Origin of the sequence: Mesorhizobium sp. M6A.T.Ce.TU.002.03.1.1 (genome assembly GCF_003997275.1) — a bacterium.
GTDB classification, from domain to species: domain Bacteria; phylum Pseudomonadota; class Alphaproteobacteria; order Rhizobiales; family Rhizobiaceae; genus Mesorhizobium; species Mesorhizobium mediterraneum.
In genome coordinates this window covers 1-600 of sequence record NZ_RZTI01000305.1, presented here as the reverse complement: position 1 = coordinate 600, position 600 = coordinate 1, and the positions used below count along the sequence as shown (strand labels likewise).

1 pseudogene is annotated in these 600 nt (G+C 67.2%); it reads right to left on the bottom strand.

The features are described from left to right. Positions 1-600, bottom strand: a pseudogene (locus tag EOC93_RS33660) (cobaltochelatase subunit CobN); the annotation flags it as partial.

Here is a 600-nt window from a genome sequence, read left to right as displayed (position 1 = left end):
GGCCGGACCCTCCCCTCGAGGGGGAGGGGGACGCCGCGCTCGACAACCCCCAGTCCCGTTTGATAGTAGCCCGCCTTGGGCACGACAACCGGCTCGGCAACCGCCGCCTCCGAACCCGCCAGCCGGGCCAGCTGGTTCACCAGCGCCTTCATATTCTCTGGGCCGCCCTCGCGAAAATAGCCAAGCAGGCCGTCCAACTCCTCGCGGGGCAGCGTCGAGCCTTCGATCAGCCGCAAATCCTCGTCGTGGCTCTCGCCGGGTAGGAGCGCCAGCTTGATACCGCGATCTCGTGCGACAACGGCAAGCTGGTCGCAGCCATAGCGCCACCAGTCGTAGCCGCCGAGGATGCGGACCAAAATAACCCTGGCGTGCCGGGCGACGCTGTCGATCCAGAGATCGACGGACATCGGATGGCGCAGATCGCGTAGAGCCGCCAGCCGCATCGACGGCAGGCGATCCGCGTCCGCCTTCCACGCCGCCGCCAAGCCGGCCAGATCGCTGTCGGTGAAGGACAGCGCCACGATATCCGCAGGCGTCTGCCTGAGATCGACAGGCTCGGCGAGATCGTCGAGCGAGGCGGATGTTGTGGTGAGGATGTGC